Source organism: Kitasatospora sp. MY 5-36 (assembly GCF_001182915.1).
GTDB lineage: Bacteria > Actinomycetota > Actinomycetes > Streptomycetales > Streptomycetaceae > Kitasatospora.
Genome location: NZ_LFVW01000109.1, coordinates 1 through 24,764, shown reverse-complemented (window position 1 = coordinate 24,764; position 24,764 = coordinate 1). Strand labels below are relative to the sequence as shown.

General features: G+C 73.3%; 21 protein-coding genes, 4 pseudogenes and 1 riboswitch. Of the genes and pseudogenes, 14 read left to right on the top strand and 11 right to left on the bottom strand.

The window, feature by feature from the left end:
* Positions 1–516 (top strand): annotated as a pseudogene (locus AE652_RS09145) (alpha/beta hydrolase); the annotation flags it as partial.
* 9 nt (positions 517–525) lie between these two features.
* On the opposite strand, the gene AE652_RS09140 reads toward AE652_RS09145, so the two are convergent.
* A complete protein-coding gene (locus tag AE652_RS09140; RefSeq protein ID WP_049650715.1) occupies positions 526–3,291 on the bottom strand; it encodes an AAA family ATPase in 2,766 nt (921 codons plus the stop codon).
* 617 nt (positions 3,292–3,908) lie between these two features.
* Here AE652_RS09140 and AE652_RS09135 point away from each other — a divergent pair.
* The 3 genes from AE652_RS09135 to AE652_RS09125 all read left to right on the top strand — a co-directional run bounded on the left by AE652_RS09135 (position 3,909) and on the right by AE652_RS09125 (position 5,979).
* Positions 3,909–4,511, top strand: coding sequence for a DUF1349 domain-containing protein (locus tag AE652_RS09135; protein WP_049650708.1), 603 nt, complete (start codon positions 3,909–3,911; stop codon positions 4,509–4,511).
* Between the two features lie 192 nt (positions 4,512–4,703).
* On the top strand, positions 4,704–5,045 hold the full coding sequence (locus AE652_RS09130; RefSeq protein WP_049650707.1) for a co-chaperone YbbN: 342 nt from the start codon (positions 4,704–4,706) through the stop codon (positions 5,043–5,045).
* 40 nt (positions 5,046–5,085) lie between these two features.
* Complete coding sequence (locus AE652_RS09125; protein ID WP_049650706.1) at positions 5,086–5,979, top strand: trans-aconitate 2-methyltransferase; 894 nt, start codon at positions 5,086–5,088, stop codon at positions 5,977–5,979.
* A gap of 110 nt (positions 5,980–6,089) precedes the next feature.
* On the opposite strand, the gene AE652_RS09120 is transcribed toward AE652_RS09125, so the two are convergent.
* Positions 6,090–7,301, bottom strand: a complete 1,212-nt coding sequence (locus AE652_RS09120) for an MFS transporter (RefSeq protein ID WP_049650705.1) — start codon at positions 7,299–7,301, stop codon at positions 6,090–6,092.
* A gap of 391 nt (positions 7,302–7,692) precedes the next feature.
* On the opposite strand from AE652_RS09120, the gene AE652_RS09115 reads away from it, so the two are divergent.
* Entirely contained in the window at positions 7,693–9,429 is a 1,737-nt protein-coding gene (locus tag AE652_RS09115; protein ID WP_049650704.1) for an ABC transporter permease subunit, read from the top strand.
* Positions 9,430–9,511: 82 nt separating this feature from the next.
* Positions 9,512–10,837 (top strand): nitrate/sulfonate/bicarbonate ABC transporter ATP-binding protein, encoded by a 1,326-nt coding sequence (locus AE652_RS09110; protein ID WP_049650703.1) that lies wholly within the window; start codon positions 9,512–9,514, stop codon positions 10,835–10,837.
* 19 nt (positions 10,838–10,856) lie between these two features.
* Here the strand turns inward: AE652_RS09110 and AE652_RS09105 are convergent, their stop codons facing one another.
* Both AE652_RS09105 and AE652_RS09100 read right to left on the bottom strand, forming a co-directional pair.
* Positions 10,857–11,228, bottom strand: a complete 372-nt coding sequence (locus tag AE652_RS09105; RefSeq protein ID WP_049650702.1) for a VOC family protein — start codon at positions 11,226–11,228, stop codon at positions 10,857–10,859.
* 64 nt (positions 11,229–11,292) lie between these two features.
* Positions 11,293–12,057 (bottom strand): MgtC/SapB family protein, encoded by a 765-nt coding sequence (locus AE652_RS09100; protein WP_049650701.1) that lies wholly within the window; start codon positions 12,055–12,057, stop codon positions 11,293–11,295.
* 426 nt (positions 12,058–12,483) lie between these two features.
* Positions 12,484–12,660, bottom strand: a riboswitch (M-box (ykoK) riboswitch).
* 201 nt (positions 12,661–12,861) lie between these two features.
* Between AE652_RS09100 and AE652_RS09095 the strand changes: the two genes are divergently transcribed.
* The 3 genes from AE652_RS09095 to AE652_RS09085 all read left to right on the top strand — a co-directional run bounded on the left by AE652_RS09095 (position 12,862) and on the right by AE652_RS09085 (position 15,509).
* The gene (locus AE652_RS09095) at positions 12,862–13,641 is read left to right on the top strand and encodes a DUF4118 domain-containing protein (RefSeq protein ID WP_082345527.1); all 780 of its coding nucleotides are present in this window, start codon (positions 12,862–12,864) and stop codon (positions 13,639–13,641) included.
* Between the two features lie 63 nt (positions 13,642–13,704).
* Complete coding sequence (locus AE652_RS09090; RefSeq protein ID WP_199823063.1) at positions 13,705–14,067, top strand: hypothetical protein; 363 nt, start codon at positions 13,705–13,707, stop codon at positions 14,065–14,067.
* A gap of 182 nt (positions 14,068–14,249) precedes the next feature.
* A complete protein-coding gene (locus AE652_RS09085; RefSeq protein ID WP_049650700.1) occupies positions 14,250–15,509 on the top strand; it encodes an APC family permease in 1,260 nt (419 codons plus the stop codon).
* A gap of 49 nt (positions 15,510–15,558) precedes the next feature.
* Here the strand turns inward: AE652_RS09085 and AE652_RS09080 are convergent, their stop codons facing one another.
* From AE652_RS09080 to AE652_RS09065, 4 genes and pseudogenes are all read right to left on the bottom strand, one after another.
* Positions 15,559–16,197: a bifunctional 2-polyprenyl-6-hydroxyphenol methylase/3-demethylubiquinol 3-O-methyltransferase UbiG gene (locus AE652_RS09080; protein ID WP_053112017.1), complete on the bottom strand. Its 639-nt coding sequence runs from the start codon at positions 16,195–16,197 to the stop codon at positions 15,559–15,561.
* A 140-nt stretch (positions 16,198–16,337) separates the two neighbouring features.
* Positions 16,338–16,538 carry a ferredoxin gene (locus AE652_RS09075; RefSeq protein ID WP_049650699.1) on the bottom strand — a complete coding sequence of 67 codons (201 nt, stop codon included), beginning with the start codon at positions 16,536–16,538 and terminating at the stop codon, positions 16,338–16,340.
* 3 nt (positions 16,539–16,541) lie between these two features.
* A complete protein-coding gene (locus AE652_RS09070) occupies positions 16,542–17,747 on the bottom strand; it encodes a cytochrome P450 (RefSeq protein WP_049650698.1) in 1,206 nt (401 codons plus the stop codon).
* A gap of 200 nt (positions 17,748–17,947) precedes the next feature.
* A pseudogene (locus AE652_RS09065) lies at positions 17,948–18,406 on the bottom strand (transcriptional regulator); the annotation flags it as partial.
* Here AE652_RS09065 and AE652_RS09060 point away from each other — a divergent pair.
* Positions 18,396–18,779 (top strand): annotated as a pseudogene (locus AE652_RS09060) (SDR family oxidoreductase); the annotation flags it as partial. The pseudogenes AE652_RS09065 and AE652_RS09060 overlap by 11 nt on opposite strands.
* A 126-nt stretch (positions 18,780–18,905) precedes the next feature.
* On the opposite strand, the gene AE652_RS09055 reads toward AE652_RS09060, so the two are convergent.
* Positions 18,906–20,642: an amidase gene (locus AE652_RS09055; protein WP_049650697.1), complete on the bottom strand. Its 1,737-nt coding sequence runs from the start codon at positions 20,640–20,642 to the stop codon at positions 18,906–18,908.
* Between the two features lie 273 nt (positions 20,643–20,915).
* Between AE652_RS09055 and AE652_RS09050 the strand changes: the two genes are divergently transcribed.
* On the top strand, positions 20,916–21,545 hold the full coding sequence (locus AE652_RS09050) for a TetR/AcrR family transcriptional regulator (protein ID WP_049650696.1): 630 nt from the start codon (positions 20,916–20,918) through the stop codon (positions 21,543–21,545).
* Between the two features lie 156 nt (positions 21,546–21,701).
* On the opposite strand, the gene AE652_RS09045 is transcribed toward AE652_RS09050, so the two are convergent.
* Entirely contained in the window at positions 21,702–22,382 is a 681-nt protein-coding gene (locus AE652_RS09045) for a TetR/AcrR family transcriptional regulator (RefSeq protein WP_049650695.1), read from the bottom strand.
* Between the two features lie 98 nt (positions 22,383–22,480).
* On the opposite strand from AE652_RS09045, the gene AE652_RS09040 reads away from it, so the two are divergent.
* Together AE652_RS09040 and AE652_RS09035 are read left to right on the top strand one after the other, a co-directional pair.
* A complete protein-coding gene (locus AE652_RS09040) occupies positions 22,481–23,446 on the top strand; it encodes an NAD(P)-dependent alcohol dehydrogenase (RefSeq protein WP_049650694.1) in 966 nt (321 codons plus the stop codon).
* A 407-nt stretch (positions 23,447–23,853) separates the two neighbouring features.
* Entirely contained in the window at positions 23,854–24,171 is a 318-nt protein-coding gene (locus AE652_RS09035; RefSeq protein ID WP_049650693.1) for a hypothetical protein, read from the top strand.
* Here the strand turns inward: AE652_RS09035 and AE652_RS09030 are convergent.
* A complete protein-coding gene (locus tag AE652_RS09030; protein WP_159028397.1) occupies positions 24,164–24,400 on the bottom strand; it encodes an alpha/beta fold hydrolase in 237 nt (78 codons plus the stop codon). The genes AE652_RS09035 and AE652_RS09030 overlap by 8 nt on opposite strands.
* Positions 24,401–24,539: 139 nt before the next feature.
* Here AE652_RS09030 and AE652_RS48000 point away from each other — a divergent pair.
* Positions 24,540–24,764 (top strand): annotated as a pseudogene (locus AE652_RS48000) (hypothetical protein); the annotation flags it as partial.

Sequence of the window (24,764 nt, the reverse complement as noted above, 5' to 3'; positions counted from 1 at the left end):
GCCGCCGTCGCCCTCGCGCCGCTGCCGGCCGGCGGTGTGCCGACGGCCGACGGCCGGTCCCGGCCGTGGCCGCTGATGTCGGTCGGCCCGACCCGGCACCCGGGCTTCGGGCAGCTGCCGCGCGCCCGGTTCCGACACCTCGTCGTCAACACGGTCGGAGAGGGGGAGGCCGAGCAGCTCTTCGACCGGTACGCCGTCCCGGCCCCGCTCCGGCTGCTCGCGGACCTCGGACTCGACGGCACCGCCACCGGGCCGGCCGGCACCGTCGTGGACACGGCCAATACGGCGCGCGGACCGCTGCTGCTGGTCTCCGGCCAGGAGGACCGGATGGTCCCGGACGTCGTGACCCGCTCGGTCTACAAGCTCTACGGCGACTCCTCCGCCGTGACGGACCTGAAGCAGTTCGCCGATCGGGGGCACTCCCTGGTGTTCGACAGCGGCTGGCGTTCGGTCGCCGACCACGTCCTCGGCTGGCTGGCCGCCAACGGCGTCGAGGCCGTGGCCCCGCAGGGGTGAGCGCGGGCATCAGACCTGCGCCGCGTCGGTCCGGCTCAACGCGTCGCGCAGTGCCGCCCGGGCCGTGATGCCCAGCTTGGGGAAGACGCGGTACAGGTGCGAGCTGACGGTACGCGGCGACAGGTGCATCCGCGCGCCGATCTCCTTGTTCGTCAGGCCGCCGGCGGCCAGGTCGGCGATGCGGCGTTCCTGCCAGGTCAGCGGGGCCACGGTCAGCGTCGGGACGCGGGGCGGGGCCCCGGTGGCGCGCAGTTCGGCCCGGGCCCGTTCGGTCCAGCCGGCCGCGCCCAGCCGCTCGAACACCTCGGCCGCCGGGACCAGGTACTGCCGCGCCGGGGCCGGGCCCTGGACGTGGCGCACCCGGATGCCGTGCGCCAGCCGGATCCGGGCCAGCTCGAACGGGAAGCGGGTGGCGTCCGGCTGGGATTCGGCGCGCGTGAACATCTCGGCGGCCTCCCGCTCGTCCTCGGCGGTCATCGCCAGCGCGCCGTAGGTGATCAGCCCCAGGCGGGGCGACACCTCCGGCAGACCGGCGTCGCGGGCGGCGAGGGCGTGCGCCCGGGCCTGGTCGACGCGTCCGGTGTGCCGGGCGGCCTCGACGAGATCGAGCAGGGTGCGCGAGGCCTGGTAGGCGTAGGGCCGGAACTCACCCGGCTGGGTGATGCCGATGGCGTAGAGGTACGCGGTCTCGTAGTCGCCGGAGCTCAGCGCGGCGGTCGCGCCGGCGGCGTCGGCGACCTGGGTCAGGAACCCCAGTCCGCGCGGGCGGGCCCAGGCGTCCACCTCGGCCTGCAGGTCCCGGGCCCGCCCGACCTGTCCGCGCAGCGCCGCGAGCTGGGCCAGGTACGCGCGGCTCTGGGCGGCGAACAGCTGGTGGCCGTGCTCGGTCGCCAGGTCCAGGCCGCGTTGTCCGGTGTCCTCGGCCTCGGCCCATTCTCCGACCGTCAACTGGTCGAGCATGATCTGGTGCAGCATGACCATGCCGGTTGCCACGGCCCCGGTCTCCAGCTCGCGGTCGACGACACGCTGCAGGTGGGGGCGGTAGTGGCTCAGGAGGTCGAGGTGGTACGCGGCCGCGCCGAACTGCGTGACGTCCCAGGGTTCCAGGTCCGGCAGGGTCGCGGCGGCCTGTCGCACCGGCCCGGCGAAGCCGGCTCCGTGCCTGGTCACGTCGCTCCAGGTGCCGCTGTAGAGACGCGAGCGTCGGGTGAGGAGGCTGCCCAGGGAGGCGAGGAGTTCGTGCGTGCTCTCCCAGGCCGCGCGGTCCCCGCTGTACTGACTGATCGTCAGGAGCAGGACCACCAGCCGGGTGAGGACCTCGTCAGGTTCGGCCTCGCCGACGGTCGACGCGACGGCCGACCCGCCGTCCCGGAGCTTCTCGATCGCGGCCGAGACCTGGCGGTGCGTGGAGCGGACGTCCCCGTCCTGGTGGAGCGCCCGGTAGGCGGCCGCCAGCACCGAGGCCGGCGACCCCGTCGAGCCGGGCGTGAGGTCCGCCTGGACCAGCCGGTGCGCCTGGCCGAGGCGGGCGGCGTGAGCGGCGACGAAGGCCGCGTCGGCCAGGCGCCGGGACCGGCCGGTGTGGGTCTCGCTGAGCTCGGCGGCCCGGGTCAGCCAGGCCACGGCCGCCAGCGCGCCGCCGCGCCGGGTCGCCGACTCGGCCGCCGCCTCCAGGATGTCGGCGACGTCCTCGTCCGGATCGACCGTTGCCGCCGCCAGGTGCGTCGCCCGGCGTTCGAGGTTCTCCCGGTGAACCTGTGCCAGCGCCAGGTGGGCGGCGCGGCGCTGGTTGGGAGTGGCCATCCGCACGACGGCGGACCGTACGAGCGGGTGCCGGAAGACGAGATCACCGGTGACCACCTCGACGTCCAGCAGCCCCGCGGCCACCGCCGTGTCGGCGTCACGCATGCCGTAACGGGTGCCGGGGACGGTGTCGGTGCCGCTCGGGGCCCCGGCGCCGTCGAGCGCGCCCATCAGCAGCTCGGTCCGCACCCGCTCGTCGAGGGCGGCGATGCGGGTGCCGAACAGCCGTTGCAGCCGTCGGGGCAACGGCACGCCGTGCTGGCCGACCAGGTCTTCGACCGGGAGATCGCTCGACCGGCCGGCGAAGTGCGCGGGCAGCTCCAGCAGGGCCAGCGGGTTGCCCCGGGCCCGCTCCAGGACGATTCGACGGACCTGTCGGCTCAGCTCCGGGTACCGGTGGTCCAGCAGGCGGGCCGCGTCCTCGTCGGTGAGGGCGGTGACCGGCAGTTCGGGCAGTGCGGCGGTGTCGAAGCGGGACGTGATGTCGCTGCAGACCGCGACCAGCATCTTCGCCGGGCCGCCGGCCAGGCGTCGGCCCACGAAGCCGCAGACGTCGGCGCTGGAGTCGTCCAGCCACTGCGCGTCGTCGAGGACCAGCAGCAGCGGCCGCTGCGCGGCGGAGAGCGACAGCAGGCTGAGCACGGCGATGCCGAGCGCCATGACCGACGGCGGATCGCCCCGCACTCCGCTGAACACGGCGTCGAACACCGCCCGGGTCCCGTCGTCCAGCCGCGCGACGTCGGTGAGCAGCGGATGGAGGACCTGGTGCAGCCCGGCATAGGGCAGCTCGGACTCCGCCTCGACACCGGCGGCCCGGATGACGACCTGGCTCTCCCGCTCCGCCAGCGCGGCGGCGTGGCTCAACAGCGAACTCTTGCCGACCCCCGTCTCCCCCCGCAGGACCAGCGCCTGGCCCGTCGCGGCCGTCACGAACGCCGCGAGCTCCGCCTGCTCGTCCTCGCGGCCCACCATCGCCGTGGTGACGCCCCATCGCTGGAACCCGGTCATGTCCCCTTGCCCCTTCCTGATTTCGTTCTCACCGCGCGGCAGCTCCCGCAGCGCCGGCGGGTTGACGCGTGCTTCGACGACGATCGCGTCCCGCACGCGGGGGTGCACCGGACCGGGCGGCATCGAGTCGAGCAACGTCCGGGCGTCGTCGCCGCGGAGCCCGTCCACCCGTGGTTCCGGCAGGCCGGCAAGGCGTCCGGCGCTGGTCGGCGTGCGGGCCCCAGGGCGGTCGTGCCGACGCCGGAAGCCCCTGCCAACAGGCCCCACCCCCGTCAGCTCCTTCGCGGCCATGGAAGCCGTGCGGCGTCCACCGACCACGATCCCGGGACCACGGGCCCGTCGAGCCAGTGTCGAACCCTGGCCAGTACCCTGGCTGGGGGCGGCCGGTGTCCGGCACGGGCGCGGTGGGGCCGGCATCCTCCTGGCCCCCGGGGGTCTGCTGACGGGACGCCACGCCGACGCCCGCCACCACCCGTAGACGCCCGCCGCGCGACGGGTTCCCCTCGCGTCGACGGGCGCGGAGGAGTCCGGGGCGGACGAACACCGACCGAGCGCCCCACCCGCACAACGGAAGCAGAGACATGAGCGATCGGCACACCATCGGCTGGGACGACGCGACCTGGCTCAACCCTCCGCTGGACGCCGTCCACGACGGCTCCGGGCTGCTCGTCACCACCCGGAACCGCAGCGACTTCTGGCGCACCACCAGTTACGGCTTCGTCCGGGACGACGGGCACGCGCTGCTGACCCCCTTGCCGGACGCCAGCGCCGTCGAAGTGACCTTCGTCGCCGACTTCGACGCCCTCTACGACCAGGCCGGACTCATGGTCCGGGTGGACGAGCGGACGTGGGTCAAGGCCGGCGTGGAGATGACGGACGGCGTCCCGCACCTGGGCGCCGTCGTCACCCGCGGCCAGTCCGACTGGTCCCTGGCCCCCGTGCCGGACTGGAGCGGGCGCCACATCACCGTCCGGGCCAGTCGCGTCGGCGATGCCCTGACGATCCGGGCCCGTCGCGACGACGACCCGTGGCGCATGGTCCGGCTCGCCCCGCTGGCACCGGAGGCGGTGGCATCAGCCGGCCCCTTCTGCTGCTCCCCGCAGCGCGAGGGCCTTCAGGTACGGTTCACCGGCTTCCGTCAGGGGCCCGCCGACGCGTCGCTCCACGACCCGGCCGCGGCGTAGGCCGAGCGTGCCCCGGCCCCCGCACCTTCCCTGAACCAGGAACCATATTTGCGGAAACGGCAAGTCAGTTTGCCGCCTCTGCGATTGCGGGCGCACCCTCGGAGCTGAGGTTCGAGCGCCGCCCCGGTCCCGGTCCGGTCCCGCCGGGAGCGGCGCTCGTGCGCGAACGCACCGGAAGAGGAGAGCCCCGCCATGGCCGCAAAGTCCACCCGCTTCGTGGAGAGTGTCACCGAACAGACCTTCCCCGCCCGCGTGTTGAAGGCGGAGCGCCCCGTCCTGGTCCAGTTCTGGGCCGCGTGGTGCGGGCCGTGCATCAGGGTCACTCCCATCGTCGAGGCGTTGGCCGCCGAGCACGCGGGCGTCCTGGACGTCGTCAAGATCAACGTCGACGAGGAGCCCGGACTGGCGGAGTGGCACGGGGTCACGTCGATCCCCGCCTTCGTGGTCTACGCCGACGGCGCCGTCGCCATGGCGTGGACGGGGGCCGCGCCGAAGCCGGTTCTGGAGCGCCAGCTCGCCCCCTTCCTCCGCTGAGCGCGGACCCGGACCGACCCACGAAGGAAGGCATGGACTCATGAACCCGCAGCACGACCAGGACCTCGGGTGGGACGCCTCCGGCGCGCTCCGGGAACGCGAAGCCGGCGTGCACGCCCCCGCTCTCCTGCGGGCCGTGGAGTGGTTGCGGGGTCTGCTGCGGATCGGCGGCGGCGGACACGCCCCCGTCCACCGGGTGCTGGACGTCGGCAGCGGGCCGGGCGTGGTGACCTGCCTGTTGGCGCGCACCTTCCCGGACGCCGAGGTCGTTGCCGTCGACCGGTCGCCCGGCCTCCTGGAGCAGGTCCGTTCGCGCGCGGCGGCGCAGGGGGTGGCGGACCGCGTCGTCACTCAACTGACGGACGTCAGTGGTGAGTTCGACGCGCTGGGTGCCGCCGACCTGATCTGGAGCCGTCACGGCGTCCAGCAGGTGGGGGACCAGCAGGCGGCACTGAGCTCCCTGGTCGCCTGCCTGCGGCCGGGCGGACTCCTCGCCGTCGCCGAGAGCGGGCTTCCCCCGCGCTTCCTGCCCCGCGACATCGGCACGGGGCGTCCGGGCTTGCAGGCCCGCCTGGACGCGGCCGCCGAGGATGCCTTCGGCGCGATGCGCGACCAACTGCCGGGCGTGGCCGCGACGGTGGAGGACTGGCCGGCCATGCTCGCCCGTGCCGGGCTCGTCCCCAGCGGGACGCGCAGCTTCTTCACCGATCTCACGTCCCCCCTCGGGATGTCGGCGCGGGAGTACCTGCACCTGCGTCTGACCCGGCTGCGCGACCGGATCGGTGACCGGCTGGATCCGGAGGACCGCGCAACGCTGGAGCAGCTCCTGGACAGCGACACGTCCGCGGGCATCCTCGGACGTCCCGACGCCTTCTACCTCACGGCCGACACCGTCCACACCGCCCGGCTGTGCCACGGCGGCGTTCGGCACTGAAACGCTCCTCACCGTGACGAGGCCGCAGCCCAGCAGCTGCGGCCTCGTCGCTCGTCGTGGCCGGTCCGGGTCCGGGCCCGGACCCGGTGTCGGCGACGCCGACGGGATCGTCAGCCGTTCTGGCAGCGATCGGGAGCCGGGGCCGCGGGCCGCTCCATCTCGCGCAGTCGTGCGAACGGCGCGGTCGTGGCGAGAGCGAGAGCGATCGCTCCCACGAGCAGGAGGGCGAACCAGCCGCCGGACCTGTCGATGACGACTCCGGCCGCGGCGGACGCCAGCGAGGCGCCGAGGTTCACGGAGGTGTTGATCCAGGTCGACGCCTCCGTCCGGCCGGACTCCGGGACGACGGTGTCGGCGATGAGGTACCCGGTGATGAGGGAGGGGGCGAGGAAGAGGCCGACGAGGGCGAGGCCCACGGCGAAGAGACCGAGCGGGTGCAGCTGGGACACGAGCACCGCGGCGAGCCCCATGCCGGTGCACAGGGTGAACAGCCTCGCGCCGATTCCCGACGTGAGCTTCAGCTGCCCGTAGAGGAACCCGCCGAGGGCGCTTCCGCCGGCGAAGGCCGCCAGGAGCCAGCCCGAGGCCGCGACGGCGTCACGCTGCGCGGCGACGGCCGGCGCCGCGATCTCCGCGACGCCGAGCACGCCGCCGACGCCCACGAGGACGGTCAACACCCGTGCGAATCCCGGCTGCTGGAGCGGGCGGTCACCCCGTGCGACACCCCCTCCGGTTCCGCGCAGCGCCCCCGACGACGCGCTGGACGTCATCGCCGCGGTGCCGAGGAAGACCGTGGCGGCGGTCACCCAGAGTCCGGTGGCGGGAGACGTGGCCACGATGACCGCGGTGATGACGACGGGACCGCCGACGAAGAGGAGTTCCTCGCAGACCGCGTCGATGCTGAACGCCTTCGTCCGCTGGTCACCGGCCGTCGTGAGCGACGCCCAGATCATCCGCATCGCGGCCCCCAGGGGCGGCGCCGTCAGGCCGACCACCGCGCCGAGGACGAGGAACCAGGCATCCGCGACGCCCTCGGCTCCCGCGATGAGCGCGAGGGCGACGAACCCCGAGGCCTGGCCTGCCGCCATGGCGGTGAGCGCGATCCGCTGCCCGAGCCGGTCGACGGCCCGGGCGCGCCAGGGGGCGGCGACGACGTTGGCGATCCCGAACGTCGCTGTCGCGAAGCCGGCCTGGGAGTACGAACCCGTACTGGCCTGGACGGCGAGCAGGAGGGCCAGGCCGCCCATCGCCAGGGCGGACCGGGCGACCAGGGCGGGGAGGAAGGCGCGAAGCGCGCCGGGAAGGAAAAGCACTGCGAGCATGAGGAGGCTCCGATGATGCGCGGCCGGAGTCGTGTGCGCGGCCGCCGACGTCTGACGGTGATCGAAGTCCGGAGGGCATAGGGAACCGCACCCTCGACGGATCAGAACCTGGGCGGGAGGGACCCAGGACCGTCAGATGAACATCACGATGAACACCCGCGGAGCCTAACAGGCGGGCCGCGGAGACCGGCCGGAATTATCGCCCCGCCGGTACCGCCCTGGTCCTCGACGTCGGCCTCGCGGCCTGAGACACCACAGGGCCCGGGCCCGGGGCATTGGTCCGTGCCGGTGAGCGGTCCCGTCGCATGCCTCGGGGATGGGCGGTCCGGCGGACCGGGCGTGGTTCAGTGGCGCGGACGGCGGTGACCAGGGGCTTCGGAGGATGGTGCGGATGTCGGGCGAGGGCGGGTTCCCTTCCCGCGGCGTGTGGCGGCGCCCGGCACTGCGCTGGGTGGACGTGCTGGTGACGGCGGCGCTGGTGGGGCTGCTGTACGGTCTGCTGCGGCTGGCCCCGTCGCTGGACGCGCCGTTCCTGCCGGAGCAGGCGCCGTCCACGGTGTCGACCGATCCGTCGGACCTGCCGTACTACGCGGTGCGGTCCCTGCTGCGGATGTTCGTGGGGCTCGTCGTCTCCGTGCTGTTCACCTTCGTCTACGCCACGGCCGCGGCCCGGATGCGGCGGGCGGAGAAGGTGCTGCTACCGGTGCTGGACGTCCTCCAGTCGGTGCCCGTGCTGGGGTTCCTGTCGGTGACCGTGACCGCGTTCATCAACCTCTTCCCCGGTTCCACGCTGGGGCTGGAGTGCGCGTCGATCTTCGCGATCTTCACGTCGATGGCGTGGAACATGACGTTCGCCTTCTACGCCTCGCTGACCAGCCAGCCCGGGGAACTGGACGAGGCGTCCCGGGTGATGCGGCTGACCAAGTGGCAGCGGTTCTGGCAGCTGGACGTGCCCGGCGGGATGATCCCGCTGGTGTGGAACGGGATGATGAGCTTCGGCGGGGCGTGGTTCTTCCTCGCCGCGTCCGAGTCGATCAGGGTCCTGGGGCACCAGTACGCCCTGCCGGGCATCGGGTCCTACGCCGCCGCCGCGATCCAGGAGGGGGACCTGGGGAAGGTGGGCGTCGCGATCGCGGTGATGGTCGTGATGGTGGTCGGGGTGAACGTGTTGTTCTGGCGGCCGGTGGTGGCCTGGTCGGAGCGCTTCCGGGTGGAGGAGTCGGAGGCCGCCGAGCGGCCCCGCAGCGCCGTGCTGGACCTCCTGCGCCGCTCCAGCGTGCCGGAGCTGCTCGGACGGCCGCTGCGGCCGGTCGGCACGGCGCTTGACCGCGGCACCCGGGCCTTCGGCCTGGCCGAGCACCCGCTGGCCCCTCCGGCGGCGCGCGAGCGGACCGGGGACGTGTTCTTCGCGGGCGCGGTGACGGCCGTGGTGCTGCTCGGCACCTGGCGGGCCCTGGACTACGTCGACGTCACGGTCGGGCTGGGCGAGTTCGTGCACGCCCTGTGGCTGGGCGCGGTCACCTTCGGCCGGGTCGTGGTCCTGCTCGTCGCGGCGACCGTGGTGTGGGTGCCGATCGGTGTGTGGATCGGCATGAACCCCAAGGTCACCCGCTTCGCCCAGCCGGTGGTGCAGGTGCTGGCGAGCTTCCCCGCGAACTTCCTCTTCCCCTTCGCCACGGTGCTCTTCGTGGCGCTGGGCATCTCGCTGAACGTCGGCGCGGTGCTGCTGATGGCCCTGGGCGCGCAGTGGTACATCCTGTTCAACGTCATCGCCGGCGCCTACGCGATCCCCTCCGACCTGCGCGAGGCGATGACCGGCTTCGGGGTGAGCGGGACGCTGCGGTGGCGCGCGTTCATCCTGCCGGCGGTCTTCCCGTACTACGTCACCGGCGGGATCACCGCGGCGGGCGGCGCGTGGAACGCCTCGATCGTCGCCGAGGTCGTCGACTACGGATCCCACCACCTGACCGCGACCGGGCTCGGCGCCTACATCACCGCCGCCACCGCCACCGGCGACTTCCCGAGGATCCTGGTCGGGATCAGCGTCATGAGCATCTACGTCGTCGCCCTCAACCGCCTGCTGTGGCGCAGGCTCTACCGGATCGCCGACACCCGCTACGCACTCTGACCGAGGGGCCGAGGGACCGAGTGCCGAGGGACAGCGAGACAGAGGGACCGAGAGACCGAGGACCGAGGACCGAGGGAGCGCGATGACCACCAGCACCGTCCACACCCCGATCGTCGAGGCGGTCGGCGTGACCAAGACCTTCACCACCCCAGACGGGCGGGCCCTGCCGGTGCTGGAGGACATCGGCCTGCGTCTGGTCGAGGGCGAGATCGTCGCCCTGCTCGGCAAGTCGGGCTCCGGCAAGTCCACCCTGCTGCGCTGCCTGGCCGGCCTGATCGCCCCGTCGTCCGGCACCGTCTCCTACCGGGGCGATCCGCTCACCGCCGCCAACCCCGGGGTGGCGATGGTCTTCCAGTCGTTCGCGCTGCTGCCGTGGCTGACGGTCCAGCAGAACGTCGAACTCAGCCTGCGGGCCCGCGGGGTGGGGGAGGAGGAGCGGCGCCGGCGGGCGCTGGACGCGATCGACCTGATCGGCCTGGACGGCTTCGAGGGCGCCTACCCCAAGGAGCTGTCCGGAGGCATGCGGCAGCGGGTCGGGTTCGCCCGGGCCCTGGTGGTCGAGCCGGACGCGCTGTTCATGGACGAACCGTTCTCCGCGCTGGACGTGCTGACCGCCGAGAACCTGCGCTCCGAGCTGGTGGGCCTGTGGGAAGGGCACGAGGCGCCGGTCAAGGCGATCCTGATCGTCACCCACAACATCGAGGAGGCGGTGCTGCTCGCCGACCGGATCCTGGTGCTCTCCTCCAACCCCGGGCGGATCCGCGCCGAACTCACGGTGGACCTGACCCGGCCCCGCGACCGCCGCACCCCGCAGTTCGAGGCGCTGGTCGACACGGTCTACGGCATCCTCACCGGGCGGGAGGAGGGCGCGGCCGCCGGCGCCGGACCGGCCGCCCGTCCGGTCGAGACCCCGATCACCGTCCCGCTGCCGCAGGCGAGCGTGGGCGGCCTCGCCGGCCTGCTGGAGATCCTGCTCGCGATGGGCGGGGAGGAGAGCCTCGCGGAGATCGCCGACGAGCTCAACTTCGAGGTGGACGACCTCCTGCCGATCGTGGACGCCGCCGTCCTGCTGGGCCTGGCCACCACCATGGCCGGCCGGATCGCGGTCACCGGCGTCGGCCGGGAGTTCGCGGCCGCCGACATCCTCGCCAGCAAGCAGCTCTTCGCCCGGCTGGCCGCCCGTCGTGCCCCGCTGGTGCGCGCCATCGTCCAGTCCCTGGCGGCCACCGAGGACCACACCCTGCGCGAGGGCCTCTTCCTCGACCTGCTGCGGCGCGGCTTCGACCCGGTCGGCGCGCGCCGGCAGCTGGAGACCGCCATCGACTGGGGTCGTTACGCGGAGCTGTACGACTACGACGCCGACGACGCCGAGTTCGAGCTCGAACCCGGGGCGGAAGCCGCGCTGTGACGCGCCCGGCCCCGTCCGGTCAGGGGGCCGAGGCTTCGACGAACTCCAGGAGATTGCCCACGGGGTCGGTGGTGTAGAAGCGGCGCTGGGGCGGCAGGCTGTCGTCCCAGACCACCTGCGCGCCGAGTTCGGCGAGCCGGTGGGCGAAGTCGTCGATCTCGCAGACCGCGAGGCCGGGGTGGGCCTTGGTACTGGGGCGGAAGCGCTCCTCGACGCCGAGGTAGAGCCGGACCCGGCCGCCGTCGGCGGCGAACCAGCAGCCGCCGCGGCCGGTCAGCGGCCCGGGCTTGGGCAGCTCCGCCATCTGGAGGACGTCGCCGTAGAAGGCGCGCAGCAGTGCCTCGCTGCCGGGTGGTGCGGAGAGCTGGACGTGGTCGAGGGCCGTGATCACTGCGGTGTCCTCTCGGTCGGGGCGGTCGGGGTGGTTTCGACGGGCGGCTGGGAGTGGGCCGCTTTCAGGCGAGTGCCGGCTCCGCCGCTGTCGGATGCTCGGCTGTCGGCTGCTCGGCGGCGTCGCGGCCGTCGTCGAGGTGCCAGTGCAGGTCGCGTACGCCGGGCTCCAAGGACAGGCGGGTGACGACCTGTTCGAGTGCCGGGGCGATCTGTCGGGCGATCGCGACGGTGGCCCGCAGGCTGGTGGCGTCGCCGTTGTCGGTGCGGCGGGCGCGCAGGCCGGTGGGGGCGAGTCCGGAGGCGGTGAGGGCCTGGAGCAGCAGGGCCCGGATGTGGGTCTCGGACTTGCGGTCGCATTCCAGGTGGACGGTGGCGCGGGTGGTGGAGTCGGGGTCGCTGCCGGCCTGCGGGGCCCGGTCGAGGAGTCGGCCGGCGGGGCGCAGGACCAGGTGGACGACGAGGACGGCGAGTGTGCCGAGGACGGCGAACCGCAGTTCGCCGGAGGCGGCGAGGACTCCGACGGCGGCCGAACACCAGAGTGTGGCGGCGGTGTTGAGGCCGCGTACGCCGGCGCCGTCGCGCAGGATGACGCCGCCGCCGAGGAAGCCGATGCCGGAGACGACGTAGGAGGCGACCCGGGTGGGGCTGGCGGCGTCGCCGACGGCCTCGCTGTAGAGCACGAACAGGGTGGCGCCGGCGGCGACCAGGGCGTTGGTGCGCAGGCCGGCCATCCGGGCCCGCCACTGGCGTTCGACGCCGATCAGCGCGCCGCAGGCGACGCCGGTGGCGAGCCGTACCAGGAAGTCGACGGTGGTCAGGGTGTGCACGACGGCACCTCCTTCACGGGAGGAGGGGTACGGACGGTGGCACGCGGTCGGTGCCCCCGGCGCGGTGGGTCAGCTGCCCGGGGCGGTCCGGACGATCGTGATGACGACCAGGACCGTCACGATCGGCGGGTAGGTGCGCAGGGCACCCGTGCCGATATCGCAACCGGTGGAGACCGCGCTGCGCGCTGCGAGGACGCGACGCCGCAGGGCACAGCGAAGCCGTCGGGCGGGCGTGACGCAGCGGCGCGTGTGCGCGCGGGGAAGGTGGCTACCGCGTGCCGGAGGTGTACGAGGGCAGGCGCGGGAAGGGCCGACTGTGGCCCGGACTACTGCAATCCATGTCTCTCGCCTCCTCCCGGTCGACGCACCCCGTGATGCGTGTGATCGACACGGCAAGGAGTTCGCCGGCGCGCGGAAACAGCGGCCGACTCACCCCAACTCGTCAGAGCTTTGGCACTCCACGGCGTGTCCGGCCGCATAGGCCGGAAGCCACTTCGGATCAACCCTTAGGTCGGGAGGATCTGTCCTAACCCTGGGCGTCTCTCGACGTCGTCGGATCAGTGGCCTGTGTCCGTGAAGAAGCCTCACCGAACGAGGTGCCTTCTTCAAACCTCGAAAAGCATAGTCCTCCGCCCCGGGCATACTTGCGTACTTGGTAGAATCTTTACCTTTCGCGTCATGTGGAGGGCGATGGCGCGAGTGGCCGGCGCCGCCGAGGGGCCGGCCCGCAAGGATCGCGTTAAGGCTTCGCCGGCCGCTTGCCACCGCCGCAGGGGCTGCTACACCGGAACCAGGAGGTGCGCGATGCCCTGGTACGTTCGGCAGGTCCGGCTCGTTCGGCGCCTGATGGCAGGGCCGTCCTCGCTGGTGGTGGCCGTGGTGGTGCCGCTCGCGCTGAGTGCGGTGCTGCTGTCGGCGCGTGGCCACCTGGCCAACACCAACGTCGCCCTGCTGCTGGTCGTCGCGGTGGTGGCGGTGGCCGCCGTGGGGCACCGGCTGGCCGGTGCCGTCGCCGCGCTGAGTGCCGCCGCGTGGTTCGACTTCTTCTTCACCGCCCCCTACGAGCGGTTCAGTATCAGCGACTCGTCGGACATCACGACGGCGGTGCTGCTGCTTGCCGTCGGCCTCACGGTGTCCCAACTCGCCGCCCGTGCCCGCCGGTTCGAGGTCATCGCCGTCACCGACGCCGGCCACCTCGCGCGGATCCACGACGCGGCGGTCCTGGCCCGCTCGAAGCCCGCCCCGACCGTGGTGGACCACGTCCGGGACGAGCTGGTCGACCTGCTGGGCCTGCGGGCCTGCCGGTTCGAGTACGGCTCCCTGATCGGCCACCCGCCGCGCCTGGAGCACGACGGGTCCGTCGTCGTCGGCCGCAAGGTCTGGCCGACCGAGGAACTGGGCCTGCCCGCCGAGGAGGTGGAGCTGCGCGTGTTCGGCGGCAACGGCCGCTACATCGGCCGCTACCTGCTCGACCCCGTCCCCGGCAGCCGCCCCGACCGCCAGACCCTCCTGGTCGCGGTCACCCTGGCCGACCAGGCCGGCGCGGCCCTGGAGAACTCCACGGGCCACGTGACGGCCGCCTGACCCCTCACCTCGCCAATCCCGGGCACCCACCGCGCCGGGCGGTGATCCGGTCTAGCGTGAACGGTGCTGACGACGAGGACGAAGGAGGTGGCGGCCGTGCGGCTGGAGATGCTGACGGTTCCGCGGTGCCCGAACGAGTCGGTGCTGGCAGAGCGGCTCGCCGTGGTGCTGGCCGACCTGCCGGGCGTCGGGCTGGTGCGGCACGTGGTCGAGGACCAGGAGGACGCCGAACGCCTGGGCATGCACGGCTCGCCCACCCTGCTGGTCGACGGGACCGACCCGTTCGCCGCCCCCGGAACACCGCCGAGCGTGTCCTGCCGGCTCTACCGGAGCGCGGACGGCCGGGTGGACGGGGCGCCGAGCGTCGAGGAGCTGCGGCGGGTGCTCGGTGCCCCGGCCCGGTCCGCCACCCGCGAGGTCGGATGACGTGCTCCGCGGGGACCGACCCGCGGGCTCATGCCCACTCACGGTGAGGCGTCCTGGCTCGCGGGCGGTGGCCAGGCCTCGCCTCGGTCCGGTCCGCGAGGCCGGCTCGACACCTTGCTCCTATAGCCGTGCGCCGGAACCGAAGTCCGGAACGGCCGGGGGCCGTGGTCAAGGAGCGAGCGATGGGGACACCGGCAGCGGCTCGGGCCGGGGAGCTGGGGCGCCACCTGGGTGTGTTCGACGCCGTGGTGATCGGGCTCGGGTCGATGATCGGCGCGGGGATCTTCGCCGCGCTCGCCCCGGCCGCCGGCGCGGCCGGGTCCGGCCTACTGCCGGGCCTCGCCCTGGCCGCGGTGGTGGCGTACTGCAATGCCACCTCCTCGGCCCGGCTGGCCGCCCGCTACCCGCAGTCCGGCGGCACCTACGTCTACGGCCGTGAGCGGCTCGGCGAGTTCTGGGGCTACCTGGCGGGCTGGGGCTTCGTGGTCGGCAAGACCGCCTCCTGCGCGGCGATGGCCCTCACGGTGGGCTCCTACGTGTGGCCCGGACAGGCGCACGCGGTCGCGGTCACCGCGGTGGTGGTGCTGACCGCGGTGAACTACGTCGGCGTGCGGAAGTCCGCGTGGCTGACCCGGGGGATCGTCGCCGTCGTCCTGGCGGTGCTCGCCGCCGTGGTCACCGCCTGCCTGACCGGCCCCGCCGCCGAGGGCGCTCGGCTCGCCGTCGGTGCGGACGCGACCTTCGGCGGGGTGCTCCAGGCCGCCGGCCTGCTGTTCTTCGCGTTCGCCGGCTACGCGCGCATCGCCACCCTCGGCGAGGAGGTCCGCGACCCGAAGCGGACCATCCCCCGGGCGATCCCCACCGCGCTCGCCATCACGCTCGTCGTCTACGTGGCCGTCGCCGTGGCCGTGCTCGCCGTGCTCGGGCCCGACCGGCTCGCCCACACCGCCGCACCGCTCACCGAGGCCGTGCGTGCCGCCGGCGTCCCCGCGCTCGCCCCGGTCGTGCGCACCGGGGCGGCCGTCGCGGCGCTCGGCTCGCTGCTCGCGCTGATCCTCGGGGTCTCGCGCACCACCCTGGCGATGGCCCGCGACCGGCACCTGCCCCACGTCCTGGCCGCCGTCCACCCGCGCTTCCGGGTGCCGCACCGCGCCGAGCTCGCGGTCGGCGCGGTGGTCGCGGTCCTGGCCGCCACCACGGACGTCCGCGGCGCGATCGGCTTCTCCTCCTTCGGTGTGCTGGCCTACTACGCCATCGCGAACGTGTCCGCCTGGACCCTCACCCCCGTGAAGGGCCCCGTGCGGATCGTGCCCGTCGTCGGCGCCGTCGGCTGCGTGCTCCTGGCCTTCGCCCTGCCGCCCTCCTCGGTCCTGTGGGGAGCCGCGGTGATCGCGGCCGGTGCCGCCGCCTACTGCCTGCGCAGGGCCGCCGCCCGCGCCTGACGGACGGGAGCACCGTCCCGGCGGCTGGGCAGGGCCCCGGGAGGTGGCGTTACGCCTGGGCGCGACTCAGGACCCAGACGCCGTAGGCGTCGTTCGCGGGGTGCAGCTGGTAGGTGCCGGCCCGCAGGTCGACGCGCAGTCCGGCGGCGGCCAGGTCCGCCTCGAACTCCGCCGCCGGGTAGGTGCGGGCGTGCGGTGGCGGGTCCTGGAGGTGGAAGCCGACCAGGATCCGGCCGTTCTCGCCGAGCACGTCGCGCATCGCGCCCAGCGCCCTGCGCTCCGTGTCCTCGGCGAGGAAGACGATGACGTTGCCCACGCAGACGACCAGGTCGAACGGGCCGTCGTCGGGGCCGAGGTCGAGGATGTCGCGCTCCTCGATCGCCAGCCCGGGGTAGGTCTCCCGGGCCTGCCGGACCAGGGCCGGGTCGGGCTCGATCGCGACCACGTCGTGCCCCCGCCGCAGCAGCGCCGCGGCGACCCGGCCCATGCCGGCGCCGGCGTCGAGCACCCGGGCGCCGCGCGGCAGGAGGGTGTCGGCGAGCCGGGCCTCACCGTCGACGTCCTCGCCGGCGGAGATGAGGTCGGCGAACCGCCTGCCGTAGTTCCCGCTCTGCCGCGCCTCCTGCCAGCGGGTTCGCCGCGTCGTCGTCGGTATGGGCTCTCCGTGCGGCGGCGTGGTGCTGTTCATGTCCCGCATCCTAAGGCGAGACCGTCGGCGCTGGTCACGGCCACCGAACGCCCGGCCGCGGGCCCTGGCGCCGCAGGCCCTCCCGGGGCCTCGGGCTCCGCGAGACGACCGGACGATCATGTGTCGGACCCGCCCGGCCGTCACAGGTCGGCCGACAGGCTGATCGCCGAGGCGGGGCACAGGGCGACCGCCTCGCGCACCGCGTCCAACGCCTCGGCGGGAGGCTCGGGTTGCCGTACGACCGAGGTGCCGTCGTCCTCGCGTTGGTCGAAGACCTCGCCGGCCGTGAGGGCGCACATTCCGGAGCCGATGCAGCGGTCGACGTCCACGGTGATCCTCATCGGTCACGCGTCCCAGGTGACGGGGAGGCTCTTCACCCCGTAGATGTCCGCGAGCTCCGGGCGCAGGGCGACCTCCTCGGGCGGTACGGCCAGCCGCAGTGTGGGGAAGCGGTCGAGCAGCGCGGGGAAGGCGACCCGCATCTCGATGCGGGCCAGCTGCTGGCCCAGGCACTGGTGGATGCCGTGGCCGAAGGCCAGGTGTCCGCCGTCCTGCCTGCTCAGGTCGAGCACGTGGGGATCAGGGAAGCGCTCGGGGTCGCGGTTGGCGGTGTTGAAGGAGAGGATCAGCCGATCGCCGGCCTTGACGGTCCGGCCGCCGAGTTCGACGTCCTCCAGGGCCGTCCGCATGAAGGTCTTGGCGACGCTCAGGTAGCGCAGCAGCTCCTCCACGGCCCGGTCGGCGAGCGCGGGATCGGCGCGCAGCGCGGCCAGTTGGTCCGGGGTGCGCAGCAGCGCGAAGGTGCCGAGGGCCAGCATGTTCGCGGTGGTGTCGAGACCGGCCGCGAGCAGGATCAGGCTGATCCCCTTCAGCTCCTCGTCGGTCAGGTCGCTGTCGGTGAGGTCGCTGAGCACGTCGTCGGTGGGGTCGGCGCGTTTGGCGGCCACCAGTTCCGCCAGGTACTCCTGGGTCGCGGCGTAGGCAGCCATGAGGTCCTCGTCGCTGGTCTCTCCGTTCATGAACGAGTCGACCTGCTCCTGGAAGGAGCCCCGGTCCTCGTACGGCACCCCGAGCAGTTCGCAGATCACGATGGCGGGGATGGGCTTGGCGAACGCGGTCACCAGGTCGGTCGGAGGCCCGGCGGCCTCCATGGCGTCCAGGCGGGCGGCGGTGACCTGCTCGATGCGCTCGGTGAGCAGCCGCATGCGCCGGACGGTGAACTTGCCCGTCAGGGGCTTGCGGTAGCGGCTGTGCTGGGGCTCGTCCATGAGGACGAACTCCCCGGGCGGCGCCGGCGGGATCTGGAAGTCGCCGTAGTCGATGGTCGGGTGGAGCATCAGGTCCTTGCGCGAGCTGAACCGGGTGTCGGCCAGCACCGCCCGGACCAGGTCGTAACCGGTGACCAGCCAGCCGGGCTTCCCGCCGGGGAAGGTGTAGCGGCTCATCGGCCCGTGCCGGCGGGCGTCGATCAGCTCGGCGGGCGGGTCGAAGGGACAGCCGGGGCGGCGCGCCGCCGGCATGGTGGTGACGGTGTGCGGGGATTCCCCCATGGCCGTGCCTCGTTTCGCGTTACCGCACGTTCGGACAACTGGAAAGCTACGGCTTTTCCTGACGTGGCGTCAATCGCACGAAAGGCATTATGCCAGCTCAGTAGCGGCAAACTGATGCAATGACGCTGACCTCGAACGCAACGGCCCGTTGCAATGGATGAAGGTTAAGGCAAACTCGCCGGGCGTCACGGAGCAGGCTGTCACCCGGCGGGCCGGTGGGCGCGGTTCGCTGTGGCGTGCACGGAGCCGAGCAGGCCGAGTGCCTCGGCGCTGGGGCTGCCGGGTTCGGCATGGTAGATGATCAACTGCTGGCCGGGGGCGTCCCGCACGTCGAACGCGTGGTGGGTGAGGGTCATGCCGCCGACGTCCGGGTGGTGGACGTGCTTGTGTTCGCGGGTCTTGCCGCGCACGGTGTGGGTGTTCCACAGCCGGGCGAAGTCCGTGCTGCGCGTGCTGAGTTCACCTACGAGAGCCCGTAGGCGCGGACTGCCCGGGTCGACGCCGGACGCCTGGCGCAGGTGCCCCACCACTGTCTCCGCCGTCCGGTCCCATCGGGGGTGGAACGGTCGACCTGCCGGGTCGAGGAAGACCATGCGGGCCAGGTTGTCCATCGCTTCGAAGGGGGAGTACAGGGCCTCGGCCAAGGCGTTGGCGGCCATCTCCGCTGCCTTGCCCGCGATGCGCGCCCAGGGTGGCGGGCACATCGTGAACATCGCCTCCGTCGGTGCGCACGAGGTCTCTCCCACCGCCGCCGTGTACTGCGCCACCAAGTTCGCGGTCCGTGCGATCTCCGAGGGCCTGCGTCAGGAGTCCGCCGGTGACGTCCGGGTCACGCTGGTCTCGCCGGGTGTCACGGAGTCCGAACTCGCCGACGGCATCGCGGACCCGGCCGCCCGGGCGGCCATGCGGACCTACCGCGCCGTGGCCCTGCAGGCCTCCGCGATCGCGGACGCCGTCGCCTACGCGATCTCACAGCCGCCGTACGTCGACGTGAACGAGATCGTCGTACGACCCGCGGCGAGCGTCCAGTGACGGAAGGAAAGGGTCGGAGAGGCCGCCTCCACCTTCTGGTGGAAACGGCCTCTCCGGTCTGTGGAATCGTGGTCGGGAAGGTGTAAACCCGCCGATTCCTCGGTGTCTTGACGGATCGCCAGGTCGTCAGGAAGCCGGAAGGCGCGGGGTGCGCGGCGGCTCCGTGCGGCGGTGCCCGGTCGACTCGAAGGCGGCGGCGAGTCGGAGCAGGCTGTTGTCGTCGTAGGAGCGGCCCGCGAAGGTCAGCCCGACGGGCATGCCGGTGTCCGCCATGGTGCCCATGGGGACGGTGACCGTCGGGATGCCGAGGTGGCGGGGGGCGAGGTTGCCGTTGGCGACCCAGACGCCGTTGCGCCAGCCGAGGTCGGCGGAGGCCTCGTTCACGTCCATGTCCGCGGGGCCGACGTCGGCGACGGTGGGGAAGACCACGGCGTGCAGGCCGAGTTCGTCCATCCACGTCTCCAGGTCGATCCGGCGGGTCTCCTCCAGGCCGCGCAGGCCTTCCTCGAGGTGCGGCATCTCGGCGATCGACGCGTAGGGGTTGTCGCGCACCAGCCGCGGGTAGTCGGCGACCCCGTCGTCGAAGCCGGCGTAGCGGTCCGGCAGTTCGCCGGGGTGCTTGGGCCAGATGAGCGCGCCGTCGACGTCGGCGAGGGTCGCCAGCGCGGGGTCCGCGTTGGCGCGCAGGAAGTCGTCCCAGGCCCAGGCGGAGAGGTCGAGGATCTCGTGGGTGAGGAAGTCGCGGCTGACCAGGCCCCGGGTGAGCAGGGAGGGCGCGCCGGGGCGGTCCGACTCGTAGTTGGTCACCACGGGGAAGTCGACCTCGACGACCTCGGCGCCGGCGGCCTCCAGGTCGCGGCGGGCGGCCTGCCACAGGGCGATCACCGAGGCGCGGGTGTCGATCGGCTGCCCGGTCTGGCCGCCGATGCCGCCGTCGGGGTTGGTGCCGGCGTCGGGGTCGGCGTTGATGTACATCCGGGGGACGCCGACGCGCCGCCCGGCGAGCGTCGCGCGCGCCGCTGCCGCGTCCGCGGGGGCCAGCGCCGGGTAGGAGGCCGGACGGACCTGGGACGGCGCGGGCAGCGGGATCCAGGGCTGGGCGCGCCACAGGTCGCCGCGGGTGTCCGGGTCGTCGGCGACGATGACGTCGAGCAGTTCGAGCAGGTCGGCCATGGTGCGGGTGTGGGGGACGACGACGTCCATGGTCGGGACGAGCGGCCAGTTGCCGCGCACCGAGATCACGCCGCGGCTGGGCGTGTAGGCGCACAGCGCGTTGTTGGAGGCGGGGGCCCGGCCCGAGGACCAGGTCTCCTCGCCGAGGCCGAAGGCGCCGAACGAGGCGGCCGTGGCGGTGCCGGAGCCGTTGGAGGAGCCGGAGCCGTAGGCGCTGGTCAGCCAGTCGGCGCTGTACGGGCTCTCCGCGCGGCCGTACACGCCGCGCTGCATGCCGCCGTTGGCCATCGGCGGCATGTTGGTCAGGCCGATGAGCACGGCCCCGCCGGCGCGCAGGCGCTCGATGGCGAAGGCGTCGCGCTGGGCCACGAGGTGCTCGAAGGCCGGTGAGCCGGCGGCGGCGGTGAGGCCCTCGGCGAGGTAGCTGTCCTTGGCGGTGTAGGGGATGCCGTCGAGGGGGCCGAGGGTCTCGCCGCGGGCGCGGCGGGCGTCGGAGGCCTCGGCCTCGGCGCGGGCGCGGGGGTTCGTCACGACCATCGCGTTGAGCGCGGTGGCGGTGCCGGGCCGGTCGTAGGCGTCGATCCGGGCGAGATAGGCGTCGAGTAGGCCGACCGCGGTGGTCTCGCCCTTCTCCAACGCCGCGCGCAGGTCGGCGATACCGGTCTCGACGACGTCGAATGCGCGTGTCATGCGGGTGCCTCCAGGGTTTTCGGTTGAACGGTCCGAGGTGTCGGGCCTCGAAGGTGCGGCGCTGGGCCGCTGGTGGGACGTGACCCCGCCCAGGGGCGGGGCCGCGGCGTCGCTCCTGCCGGCCGAGCGGTGCCGGCCGAGAGGTGCCGCCCGGGCCGACGCCGGCCACGGGACGGCGGGGCGAGCTCGTCCGAATAAAACTAACTTTGTTAGGAGCTGCTGTCGGTCTGGCAGGATAGCCCCCGGAAGCGGAGAGCGGAAGAGGGGATTTCGGTGGGCCGACCGAGCAGGGCATTGCTGACCCGCGAGCGGATTGCGCTCGCCGCGCTCCAGGTGGTGGACGAGGACGGCGCCGACGGCCTGACCATGCGGGCACTGGCGGAGCGGCTCGGGGTCAAGGCGGCCTCGCTCTACAACCACATCCAGAGCAAGGACGCGCTGGTCGACGCGGTCTCCGGGCTGGTCAACGGCGAGATCGACCACACGCCGCTGGGCGATCCCGACTGGCGGGCCGGCCTCGCGGCGTACGCGCGCGGCTACCGCGCGGTCTTCCTGAGGCACCCGAACGCCGTCGCCCTGCTCGCCCGCCGCCGCGTCGAAGCGGCCAGCGCGCTGCGTGGCTACGACGCGCTGCTCGCCCTCCTCCTCCGGGCCGGCCTCGGCCCCGCGGACGCGGCGGAGGTCGCCGCGGCACTGGACTACCTGGTACTCGGCTCCGCGCTGGAGACCTTCGCGGCCAGCTTCACCCGGGCACCGGCCGCGTACCGGCCGGAGTACCCGGCGCTCTCGGACGCCCTGGACAGCTCCTTCGCCCGCGGCGGCGGCGCCACGGGCCTCGACGACCGCGGGTTCGAGCTGGGGCTCGGTCTGCTGCTCGACGGAGTGGAGCGTCGGACCCCGTAGGGCCGGGGCGGGGCGCCGCTCCCGGGGAGGGGACCGAGGCTCGTGGTTCCCGACACCAGCGTGAGGGCACCGACCCCGAGCGCTCCGCAACCGGACGGGCGGGACGCCAGTAGAGCTGTCGGATTTGGCGTGCCCTGCGGCAGGTGCCGTCTCGTGTCAGCCCCTGGGGTGCCGCTGCCGCTGCGAACTGTCCGTCGCCATCGGGAGGTTGCGCAGTGTCAGCGCGGCCGGCGGAGGCAGCGGTCCGTTGGCCGCGTCGGCGCGGAACGACTGGAGCAGGTAGGCCACCAGGCGGCGGGACGCCGCACCGTCGTCCGGCAGGGCGGTCACCAGGGCGCAGTGTGCCAGCAGGACCACGGTGAGGTCGGAAGGATGGAAATCGGCCCGCAGCGCGCCCGAGGCCTGGGCCCTGCGCACCAGGGTCGTGAGGTCCCGCTCGGCCCGTCGCCGGGACGGCGCGTGCTCCGGCGCGCTGTCCGGGAAGGCCGTGACGAACGCGGCCGGGAACCCGCGCTCCTCCCGTTGCAGGGCGCAGACCGTCTCGACCAGCTGCTGGAAGCCCTGCCACGGGTCGGGGGCGGCCAGCGCCTCGGTGAGCGCCCGCGAGCAGGTCTCCATCTGCCGCGCGAACGCGCCCCGCACCAGGGCGTCCCGGGTCGGGAAGTGCCGGTACAGCGTCGCCACGCCGACCCCGGCCCGACGGGCCACGGTCGCCATCGGGGCGTCGATCCCGTGCTCCGCGAAGACCGCACGGGCGGCGACGAGGACGCGCTCCCGGTTGCGCCGGGCGTCCGCCCGCACCCCGTCCCGGGCTGTGATCCGAGAGGATTCCGCCATCACTGTCTCTCGCTTCCGGTCGAAACGGACGATTGCGTCCACTTGAGAGCCTACGGTCGCTGCCAGATCCCTACGGCCCCCGGCGGCAAGGCGGAACGATGAACGACCACATGATGAAGGCAGTGCTCTACGACCGCTACGGCGGCCCCGACGTGCTCTACACGGGCCGCGTGCCACGCCCCGAGCCGGCCCGCGGCGAGGTCCTCGTGAAGGTGCGCGCGTTCAGCGTCAACGGCGGCGAACTGGCCGTCCGCTCCGGCCGTCTCCGCCTCCTGAGCGGCCGGACGTTCCCCAAGCGCGTCGGCCTGGACTTCACCGGCGAGGTCGCCGCACTGGGAGCCGGAGTCACCCGGTTGGCGGCCGGCGACCGCGTCTGGGGAGTCCTGGGCCGCACCTCCGGGTTCGGCAGCGCCGCCGAGTACGTCACCGTGCCCGTCGAGCGGGTCGGTCGGCTCCCCGACGGCCTCGACCCGGTGCACGCCGCCGCGCTGCCCGTGGCCACCGCCGTCATCACCGCCCTGCGGGACAAGGCCGGGCTGCGCCCCGGCGAACGACTCCTCGTCCGGGGCGCGGCGGGCGGTGTCGGCAACGCCGCCGTCCAGCTCGGACGGGCGTACGGCGCCGAGGTCACGGCCCTCGCCCGCGCGGCGAGCCTCGACTTCGTCCGCGGGCTCGGCGCGCACCGGGCCGTCGACCATCGGACCGTGCGCTCGGCCGAGTTGGGCCGCTTCGACGTGGTCCTGGACGCCGTGGGGACCGACCTGCGGGCCTTCCGGCGCCTGCTGACCCCCGGCGGGCGCATGGTCGCCCTCGCCTTCGACCCGAAACGGCCCGCCGCGACATTCGGCTACGTCGCGGCCAGCACGGTCCACGGACACCGCCGGGTCCGCTTCTTCAGCGGCGACCCCAAGCGGGCGGACTTCGCCGACCTCGCCCGCCACGTGGCAGAGGGCAAGCTGCGCCCCGCGGTGGACACGGTCTTCCCCCTGGAGGAGACGGCGGCGGCGCACCGGGCGCTGGAGGCGGGCGGCGTCCGGGGCAAGTACGTGGTCAGGGTCGCGTAGGAGCCGGTGGAGGCGCTGGTCGCAGTCACCCGTACGGGTTCGTGCGGCCCCGTCTGAGCAACGGTTTCATCCGGCTGACCAGGGATTGTAGGACCAGTACGTCCACGTTCGGCGCAATCGCGGGTTGGGGCCGGTTGGCGGTGTCAGGCTGCGCCTCGTTCTTGATCGCGGCAGTGTCGGAGGCCCGGGGTTGTCGTCGCGCGTGGCGGTCCGCCGCCGGTCGTCATCGTCCCGTTCGCCGCTGTCGCAGGCCGCCTACGGCCGGCTGTTCTCCCTCAAGTCGAATGGCCCAGCATGACGCAGAGCACCGCCCAAGCTCCCGCTTCCACGGGCCCCCGGGGGCCCGACAACCTGCCCGGACGACGTGGCGCCGATCCGGCGCCGGCCATCGAGGCGGCTGCCGCCGTATGACGGGCCAAGGAGATGCCGAGGACCAGGACCCCACCGTCACCGACCCTGACCTCTACCGCATCGTCTTCGAGAACGCGCGCGTCCGGGTGCTCGAGTACTGCGACACCCCGGGGGTCAAGACCGGGCTCCACTACCACCCCGACAGCGTCATGGTCGTCCTGAGCACCTTCCGACGCCGCATGACCGAGGGCGACACCGTGGTCGAGGTCGAACGGACACGGGCACCTGAGGCGAACTGGCTGCCGGCCCGGACCCACGTCGGCGAGAACATCGGGACGACGGACACCCACATCATCTTCGTCGAACTCAAATGACCGGCTGCCTGGTGGGTGCCGCGTTCGCGCGAGCCTTGAAGAAGCCGATCAGTACGCGGCTCAGGAGTTCCGGCTGTTCCTCCGACAGAAAGTGGCCGGCGTCGGGGATCTCGACGAACCGGATGTCGGTCGCGAGGCCTTCGTTCGAGGCGCGGGACAGCGGCCGTCCGCCCGTGACCGTGGCGCTCCGCGACCGGTGCCGGCGCGGGGGTTCGGACGGCCGAGTCACGGTGCCACGGCAGAGGATGATCTGACATGTAGTCAAATCCATTGGGTGAGACGTCGGATGCTTCCTCGATGACCGACGGCGACCTGAAATTCCGTAATAAGTTGATTGCTGCTTCATGGGTGATCTGCGGCATACGGTCGTGTCAGCGCGGCCAACCCGCCTCCGCACGCACCCGCGAAGGAGCGCCACCCTGAACGCCCACGACGACGCCGACGGACCCCACCGCCCGCAACCCGGCCCCGAGCGGGAGCCCGGGCCGGCCCCGGCACCGCAGCCCTCCGCGGGCAAGCCGGCCGCCGGACCTCCGCCACCGCTCCCGCAGCCCGAGCAGCCCCGTGACGGCTACGTCTCGCTCGGCGCCCAC